The sequence below is a fragment of the Vogesella mureinivorans genome (assembly GCF_007644035.1).
GTDB classification, from domain to species: Bacteria; Pseudomonadota; Gammaproteobacteria; order Burkholderiales; family Chromobacteriaceae; genus Vogesella; species Vogesella mureinivorans.
In genome coordinates this window covers 1-295 of the sequence record NZ_VMTV02000100.1, presented here as the reverse complement: position 1 = coordinate 295, position 295 = coordinate 1, and the positions used below count along the sequence as shown (strand labels likewise).

General features: G+C 67.8%; 1 protein-coding gene. It reads right to left on the bottom strand.

The genetic code is table 11. The features are described 5' to 3' along the window. The coding region (locus tag FLQ44_RS02815) for a protein kinase domain-containing protein (protein ID WP_147692963.1) at nucleotides 1-295 on the bottom strand (295 nt) is incomplete at both ends.

Sequence of the window (295 nt, the reverse complement as noted above, 5' to 3'; positions counted from 1 at the left end):
CGCCACTTCCGGCTGCAGGCGACCCTCGCGCTTCAGCAGGCCCGACAGCGAATCGCCCTCGACGAACTCCATCACGAAGAAGGGCTGGCCGTTCTCCTGGCCGATGAAGTAGATCTGGATGATGTGCGGGTCGTTCAGCGCCGCCATCGAGCGCGCCTCGCGCAGGAAGCGCTCGACCAGCTGCGGGTCGTGCGCCAGCGAGGGCGAGAGCTCCTTGATCGCGACGAAACGGTTCAGCGCCGGCTCGAAGCCCTTGTAGACGACGCCCATGCCGCCGCGGCCCAGCTCTGCGACG